We start from the raw sequence: 7,961 nt of genomic DNA on the forward strand, positions 1-7,961 counted from the left end.
AATCAAAGCAAAACTAAAAGGACTTAGTCCTGTGCAATACAGAACTAAATCCCTTCAATAAATATAGTGTCCAACTTTTTGGGGTCAGTACAAAGATTAACCTGCAGTGCTTTTAAAATTCTTGTTGATTAGTCTACTTTAACAACCCAACCTTCTGGCGCTTCAACATCTCCAAACTGGATTCCTGTCAATTCATCATAGAGTTTGCGAGTGACTGGTCCTACTTCAGTTTCTGAATAAAAGACGTGGAAATCATCTCCATGTTGAACACCGCCAATTGGTGAAATAACGGCAGCCGTTCCACAAGCCCCTGCTTCAACAAATTTATCTAATTCATCAACAAATACATCACCTTCAATCGCCTTCATACCAAAACGGTTTTCAGCCAAGTAAAGAAGTGAGTATTTCGTAATAGATGGCAAAATAGATGGGCTAAGTGGTGTGATAAACTCGTTGTTTGCAGTGATACCAAAGAAGTTTGCTGAACCTACTTCTTCAATCTTAGTGTGAGTGGCTGGGTCAAGGTAGATAACATCTGAGAATCCTTTTGACTTAGCGTACTGACCTGGCAACAAGCTAGCTGCATAGTTACCACCAACCTTAGCCGCTCCTGTTCCATGTGGTGCTGCACGGTCATAATCATCTTGAATCAAGAAATTAGTTGGTGCCAAACCACCTTTGAAGTAGTTACCAACTGGCATAGCGAAAATTGTAAAGATGTATTCATCAGCAGGGTGAACACCAATGATATCTCCAACACCAATCAAAAGTGGACGAAGATAAAGGGTTGCTCCTGTTCCATAAGGAGGAACGAAGTCTTCATTTGCTTTAACAACTTGTTTCGCTGCTTCAACAAATTTTTCTGTCGGAACTTGTGGCATCAATAGACGATCTGCTGTACGTTGTAAGCGTTCTGCATTTTGATCTGGGCGAAACAGTTGCACTGAACCATCTTTAGTACGATAGGCTTTCAAACCTTCAAAGGCTTGTTGCCCATAATGAAGAGCAGGAGACGCTTCTGAAATGTGAAGAGTTGAATCTTCTGTTAGTTGGCCGTCATCCCACTTACCGTCTTTATAGTAAGAAATATAGCGTAGTGGAAGTTGGCGATAGGCAAATCCTAAGTTTTCCCAATCAATATCTACTGTCATATGAGTATCCTCTTTTCTGTGATTAACTGATGTCTAGTATATCGTTTTTTCTTGTCATTTTCAAGGATTTTTGCAAAATTCTGACAATTATCGGATATGGTAACACTTTTGTTAGGCATTACCAATAAAGAGCAGGTCAGTAGTCTCAACGGCTCATTCCTGCTCTTGGTGGCTATTTAAAATTCGTCTTTACTTTAGTTAATTTATTTTTGCAGTGAAAACTTCTTGTTCAGACATGGTCTCAGAGATAAAGCTACCGTTACTTGTTCTATCAGATAGACTCAACTTGGTTAGGTCTTTTTCGACAAGTTCGCCAGACGTTGATTGAACACACAATACTTGTGACTGCATAGCTGTTTCGGTTGAAAATAAATCCAGCTCTGCTCCGCTATTTTCCATAAAGACAGGTCCTGCTAAGTAAACACGATGTGGTTTTGTTTTGAGCTCACGCAACACCTGTAAACCTCGTCCTGCACGCTTCGTTTGGGAAATGTCACTTATAGCTACGCGTTTCAAACTACCTCTTTGTGTCAAGATGAAAAAGGAGTCTGTATTAGCAATAAAGGCAGAATGAAGGAAATCATCTTCCTTCAGATTAATCGCCTTAACACCAGCTGCCTTGGCGCCGACAACAGGTACTTCCTCGATATTAAATCGTAGAGCGTAGCCATTATAGGTCACCAGCATAACATCATCTAGAAGAATTGGCGAAACAGCAACAACCTTATCAGTCTTATCTTTGAGCTTAGCAAATTTAGTCGATTTAGACTTATACGTTCGCCAAGGAGATAAATCCGTGACAGACAAACGTTTGATTTGTCCCAGTCTGGTCGCTGCAAAATAAGTACCGCTGGCGAAATCATCTCGAATTTCAACATAAATCACTTCTTCATCGGTTGTAAAGTTGGTGATAGTCTGAGACAAATGCTCACCAATCTCCTTCCAACGAATATCAGTCAGTTCATGGATAGGTCGATAGATAACATTCCCAAGATTGGTGAAAATCAAGAGATGCTGCGTGGTCTTAGCCTGTTGGTGGAAAATCAACTCGTCATCATCACGTTTACCAACTTCTTCAAGCGTAGAAGCATTGAAAGAGCGTGGACTCGTTCGTTTAAGATAGCCTCCTCGTGTCACGCTGACAAAGGTATCCTCCTCAACAATCAAGCTGGCCGTATCAATCTCAATGGTCTGACTTTCTGCCTGCAATTCTGAGCGGCGAGAATTGCCAAATTTTTTCTTGACCTCACGAAGCTCTTTCTTCATTAAGTTAAATAGCGTCCGCTCATCTCCGATAACTGCTGTCAAGGTGGCAATTAAGTCACGCAAATCAGCCTCTTCCTTCTGAAGAGTGACAATATCGGTATTGGTCAAACGATAGAGCTGCAAGGTCACAATAGCCTCTGCTTGCTCTTCTGAAAATTCATAGCTGATTTTCAGATTTTCCTTAGCGTCAGACTTATTTTCCGAAGCACGAATGAGAGCGATAACCTCATCCAAAATCGAAATCACACGGATAAGACCTTCGACGATATGCAGACGTTTCTCAGCCTTTTCTTTATCGAAAATCGAACGAGCAATAATAACCTCACGACGGTGGGCGATATAGCTGGCCAAAATCTTCTGCAAGCCGACCTGACGAGGTGTGAAATTATCAATGGCAACCATATTGAAGTTGTAATTGACCTGCAAGTCCGTGTACTTAAGCAGGTAATTGAGAATGGTTTGGCTATCTGCGTCTTTCTTCAACTCGATGGCAATACGCAAACCTGTGCGGTCTGATTCGTCACGCACTTCTGCGATGCCAGGCACCTTGTTATTAACGCGAACATCGTCAATCTTCTTGACCAGCACCGCTTTATTGACCTCATAAGGAATTTCAGTAACAATAATCTGCTCCTTGCCACCTTTGAGTTTTTCAATCTCAGTGCGAGAACGAACAACTACACGACCTTTTCCAGTCTCATAGGCCTTTTTAATCTCATCGGCTCCTTGGATGATGGCTCCTGTCGGAAAATCTGGTCCAGGCAAGAACTCCATGAGTTTCTCCAACTTGGCTGATGGGTGGTCAATCATGTAAACAACCGCATCGATGACCTCTGAAAGATTGTGAGGTGGAATGTCTGTGGCATAACCTGCTGAAATCCCCGTTGCGCCATTGACCAAGAGGTTTGGAAAGGCTGCTGGCAGTACTGTCGGCTCTTTCTCAGTGTCATCGAAGTTCCATGCCCACGGAACGGTCTTTTTGTCGATATCCTGCAAGAGATAGCCGGCAATCTCAGACAAACGAGCCTCCGTATAACGCATAGCAGCTGGTGGATCACCATCCATAGAACCGTTGTTTCCGTGCATTTCGACCAAAATTTCACGATTTTTCCAGTCCTGACTCATCCGCACCATGGCGTCATAGATAGAACTATCACCATGTGGGTGGAAATTTCCCATGATATTTCCGACGGATTTAGCAGACTTGCGGTAGCCTTTTTCAAAAGTATTGCCGTCCTTATTCATGGAATAAAGAATGCGGCGCTGAACAGGTTTTAACCCGTCACGAATATCAGGAAGCGCACGCTCCTGAATGATGTATTTGGAGTAGCGACCAAAACGCTCTCCCATGATGTCCTCAAGGGACATGTTTTGAATGTTACTCATAACTATTGACACCTAGTTCAATTTAAACTAATTTATTTCTATATTTTCTTTACAATTTTATAAATACCATAATTAAATATACTCAAGAGCAGAAATTAAAGTTTCCTTTCCATTATCAAAACTCAATCTTAAATCTCTTACATCTCTATCACTCAAAAATATACAGCCGCCAGCAGGATAAAAATAGTTACCATTATTGGATTTTCTTATTGCTTTTTGCTTTTTTAAATAGTCAAAAACTTTTTGATGTTCTATTTCAGTAAATCTAAAAATTCCATCAGCTTCCAATTCTCTGTTTTCTACTAAATCATTAAAATCAAAAGATAATTTATTGTTTGTAATATCCCCTAGAATATTTTGAGCTTTTTCAAGAGTTGGAAATATACCTGAGATATTATTTTTGCTGTTTTTTAATACTAAATAAAACATTCTATTTCCTGCCGAATCATAATCTTTTCCAGATTTATGATTTTTTATATTTTTAAAGCAATCTTTGTATTTATCTGTACATCCAAATTGGTAGAATTCATAATAACTTTTGTATGTTCCTGATATTTCAAAGTCTATATCAAAATTTGGAATAAAAACATGATTACATAATCTAGTTTCTAAATCTTCATTAGAATTATTTTGTTTCAAGGTTTTAAAAATAATTTGTGTCCCTATAGGATATTTAGATGGTTTGTCATTAGAATCTAAGTAATGAATGACTTTTGCTTCATAAAATATTTCACCACCTTCTTTTAGATAATCTACAATCCGATTTTCAAAAAAAGCTTGGCTATATCGAAAATTAGTCGCATATTTTTTTGTTTGCTGCATATTTGCAACGCTGAATTGAACTATACCATTGCTGTTCATATTTTTTAGACACTCTTTTTGATACAGATATTTTCCAGATATAATTCTCTCAACTTCTTGATTATTCTTTAAAAAAGGATAAAACTCATCCCCTAGAATATGTCCACTATGAAAAAAACTTTGTCCGTTTAGCTTACTAGGATTATATTCTGGCAAATCAATAGAGATATTAGATCTAAGCGGGATAAGAGAATTTGTATTTCCCTTTAAAATGCATGCCCATCCTCTTCGTAAAGCTTTGATTTTACTCTCCTTACTCTCTTGTCCATCTATTAGTTCATTTATTCCATCAGCACATATTACTACTTTTTTAGCCATACTAACGGGTAGTTTTTTACCCATTTTTTTAAGAATACTTAGACTACTCCGATCACTAAAATCAAGCAATCCCGCTAATTCATCTACATCTTTTAATCCTAATCTTGTACAAACTTCTTGAATATCCATTTTTTCCTCCCTAAAACACCGTACTTTCTTCCAGCGTAAATTTAACATTATCCTCAATCCATTGTCTACGTGGAGCCGGCTTATCTCCCATAAGGACTGATACACGGCGCTCCGCACGCGCAAGGTCGTCGATGGTCACTCGGATAAGGGTGCGTGTCTCTGGGTTCATCGTTGTCTCCCAAAGTTGGTCAGCATTCATCTCACCAAGCCCTTTATAGCGTTGAAGCATAGCCCCTTTGCCAAATTGCTGACGCAAATCCTCAAGCTCTCCGTCCGTCCAAGCGTAGGCGATTTTCTCTGTCTTGCCCTTACCTTTTGACATCTTATAAAGAGGAGGCAGAGCGATATAGACGTGTCCAGCCTCAACCAGAGGTCGCATATAACGGTAGAAGAAGGTCAGGAGCAAGGTCTGGATGTGGGCACCATCTGTATCCGCATCGGTCATGATAATAATCTTGTCATAATTGATGTCGTCCAGCTTGAAGTCCGCACCCACTCCTGCACCAATGGTATAAATCATGGTGTTGATTTCCTCGTTTTTGAGGATGTCTGCCATCTTAGCTTTCTCAGTATTAAGTACCTTACCACGCAAAGGTAGGATAGCTTGGAACTTACGGTCACGACCTTGCTTGGCAGAACCACCGGCTGAATCTCCTTCGACCAGATAGAGTTCGTTTTTGGCAGCATTTTTAGATTGAGCTGGGGTTAGTTTCCCTGACAGAAGTCCCTTGTCCTTCTTATTTTTCTTGCCATTTCGACTCTCATCTCTAGCTTTTCTGGCTGCCTCACGCGCATCTCTAGCTCTAATGGCCTTACGGATAAGATTAGACGCCAATTCCCCATTTTCCAAAAGGAAGTAGGTCAACTTCTCCGAGACAATACCGTCCACAATTGGACGAGCCAAAGGGGTACCAAGTTTATCCTTTGTCTGCCCCTCAAACTGTAAATGCTCTTCAGGGACAAGGATAGATAGCACAGCCGACAAGCCCTCACGGTAGTCAGAACCTTCTAAGTTCTTGTCTTTTTCCTTGAGCAGGTTGGTCTTTCTAGCATAATCATTGAGACTCTTTGTAATAGCTGATTTCAGACCTGTTTCATGCGTCCCTCCGTCCTTGGTGCGAACGTTGTTTACAAATGATAAGATATTGTCAGAAAAACCATCATTGTACTGCAAAGCCACATCAACGTGAAAATCCTGCTCCTGCCCTTCAATGGAAATAACCGGGGTAAGAGTTTCCTTGTCCTCATTGAGATAGGCTACGAAGTCCTGCACCCCATTTTCATAATGGAACGATTCACGAATTTCCTCATCGCCACGAAGATCTACCAAGTTCATAGTGACTTCTTTTAGTAGAAAAGCTGATTCTTTCAGACGCTCCGAAATAGTGTTAAACTTGAAATCTGTCGTTGAAAAAATAGTCGTATCAGGCATGAAAGTAACTTTGGTCCCTGATTTAGACTTTGGAGCAGTGCCAATTTTTTCAAGTGTCGTGACAGGTTTACCGCCATCTTCAAAACGCTGCTTGTAAACCGCACCATCACGCGTAATTTCCACCTCTAGCCAGCTAGAGAGAGCATTAACAACAGACGAACCAACACCGTGAAGACCACCTGAAGTCTTGTAACCACCCTGACCAAATTTACCGCCAGCATGTAAAACCGTAAAAATGACCTCAACAGTTGGAATACCCATAGCGTGCATACCAGTTGGCATCCCACGACCACTATCAGCTACGCTGACTGAACCATCCTTGTTAATGGTTACTTCAATCTTATCGCCAAAGCCAGACAGAGCTTCATCGACAGCATTATCTACAATTTCCCAAACCATATGATGGAGACCATTGCCATCTGTTGAGCCAATATACATCCCTGGACGCTTGCGAACTGCCTCTAAACCTTCCAGAACCTGAATGGCATCATCATTATAATTATTGATCGTAATTTCTTCTTTAGCCATTATGACCTCCGTTTTATTCATCCTTTCTATCTTACAAGTTTTTAGAGTATTTTGCAAAAAGAAATTTTGAAAATCTCACCGTTTTTACAAGAGTAATACTAGAAAATAGTTTGGTTTTCAAATTAGTTGTGCTATAATAAATCTATGAAAATTATAGGATTATTCATTATCGCATATCTTCTCGGTTCTATTCCAACAGGGCTTTGGATTGGGAAACGCTTTTATCACACCAACCTTAGAGAGCATGGTTCTGGAAATACTGGTACTACCAACACCTTCCGTATCCTAGGTTTTAAGGCAGGGGTGACCACACTTTCTATTGATATTTTAAAAGGGACACTGGCAACACTTCTGCCTGTATGGTTGGGAGTCACTGAAGTTTCTCCTCTATTGATTGGCTTCTTGGCTATTTTAGGACATACTTTCCCGATTTTTGCCCACTTCAAAGGAGGTAAGGCAGTTGCAACTAGTGCAGGGGTTCTTTTAGGATTCGCTCCCCTTTACCTTCTCTTCCTTTTGCTTATTTTTGGTCTGACCCTTTATCTCTATAGTATGATTTCCCTTTCAAGCATTATTGCTGCTATTGTTGGTATCCTTACCGTTTTGACCTTCCCTGCCTGTCACTTTATTTTAAAGAGTTATGATCCACTATTTACAATCATCATCATTATCATGGGAAGTTTTATCATCTATCGTCATAAGGATAATATCCACCGTATTCGAAGCAAATCTGAAAATCTCGTTCCTTTTGGATTAAATCTTTCAAAACAAATTAAAAAATAAAAAGCGTTTGTATATGAACTGCACCCCAAAAGTTAGACACAAAATCTAACGAATGGGGTGTTTTTTGATGAAATTAACGTATGAAGATAAATTAACAATATACGAGC

4 protein-coding genes and 1 pseudogene are annotated in these 7,961 nt (G+C 40.0%); 1 reads left to right on the forward strand and 4 read right to left on the reverse strand.

Annotated elements, in window-relative coordinates; all coding sequences use genetic code 11:
* Nucleotides 1-128: 128 nt before the first annotated feature.
* From JOC31_RS09405 to parE, 4 genes and pseudogenes are all read right to left on the reverse strand, one after another.
* Nucleotides 129-1,160, reverse strand: a pseudogene (locus JOC31_RS09405) (branched-chain amino acid aminotransferase); the annotation flags it as partial.
* A 189-nt stretch (nucleotides 1,161-1,349) separates the two neighbouring features.
* Nucleotides 1,350-3,803 (reverse strand): DNA topoisomerase IV subunit A, encoded by a 2,454-nt coding sequence (gene parC / locus JOC31_RS09410; protein WP_205017906.1) that lies wholly within the window; start codon nucleotides 3,801-3,803, stop codon nucleotides 1,350-1,352.
* Nucleotides 3,804-3,875: 72 nt separating this feature from the next.
* Nucleotides 3,876-5,111 carry a hypothetical protein gene (locus tag JOC31_RS09415; RefSeq protein ID WP_205017907.1) on the reverse strand — a complete coding sequence of 412 codons (1,236 nt, stop codon included), beginning with the start codon at nucleotides 5,109-5,111 and terminating at the stop codon, nucleotides 3,876-3,878.
* Nucleotides 5,112-5,121: 10 nt separating this feature from the next.
* Nucleotides 5,122-7,071 (reverse strand): DNA topoisomerase IV subunit B, encoded by a 1,950-nt coding sequence (gene parE / locus JOC31_RS09420; protein WP_205017908.1) that lies wholly within the window; start codon nucleotides 7,069-7,071, stop codon nucleotides 5,122-5,124.
* 144 nt (nucleotides 7,072-7,215) lie between these two features.
* Here parE and plsY point away from each other — a divergent pair, with 144 nt between their 5' ends.
* On the forward strand, nucleotides 7,216-7,854 hold the full coding sequence (gene plsY, locus JOC31_RS09425; RefSeq protein ID WP_205017909.1) for a glycerol-3-phosphate 1-O-acyltransferase PlsY: 639 nt from the start codon (nucleotides 7,216-7,218) through the stop codon (nucleotides 7,852-7,854).
* The last annotated feature ends 107 nt before the right edge of the window (nucleotides 7,855-7,961 follow it).

This window comes from Streptococcus saliviloxodontae, from assembly GCF_016908655.1.
Lineage (GTDB): Bacteria > Bacillota > Bacilli > Lactobacillales > Streptococcaceae > Streptococcus > Streptococcus saliviloxodontae.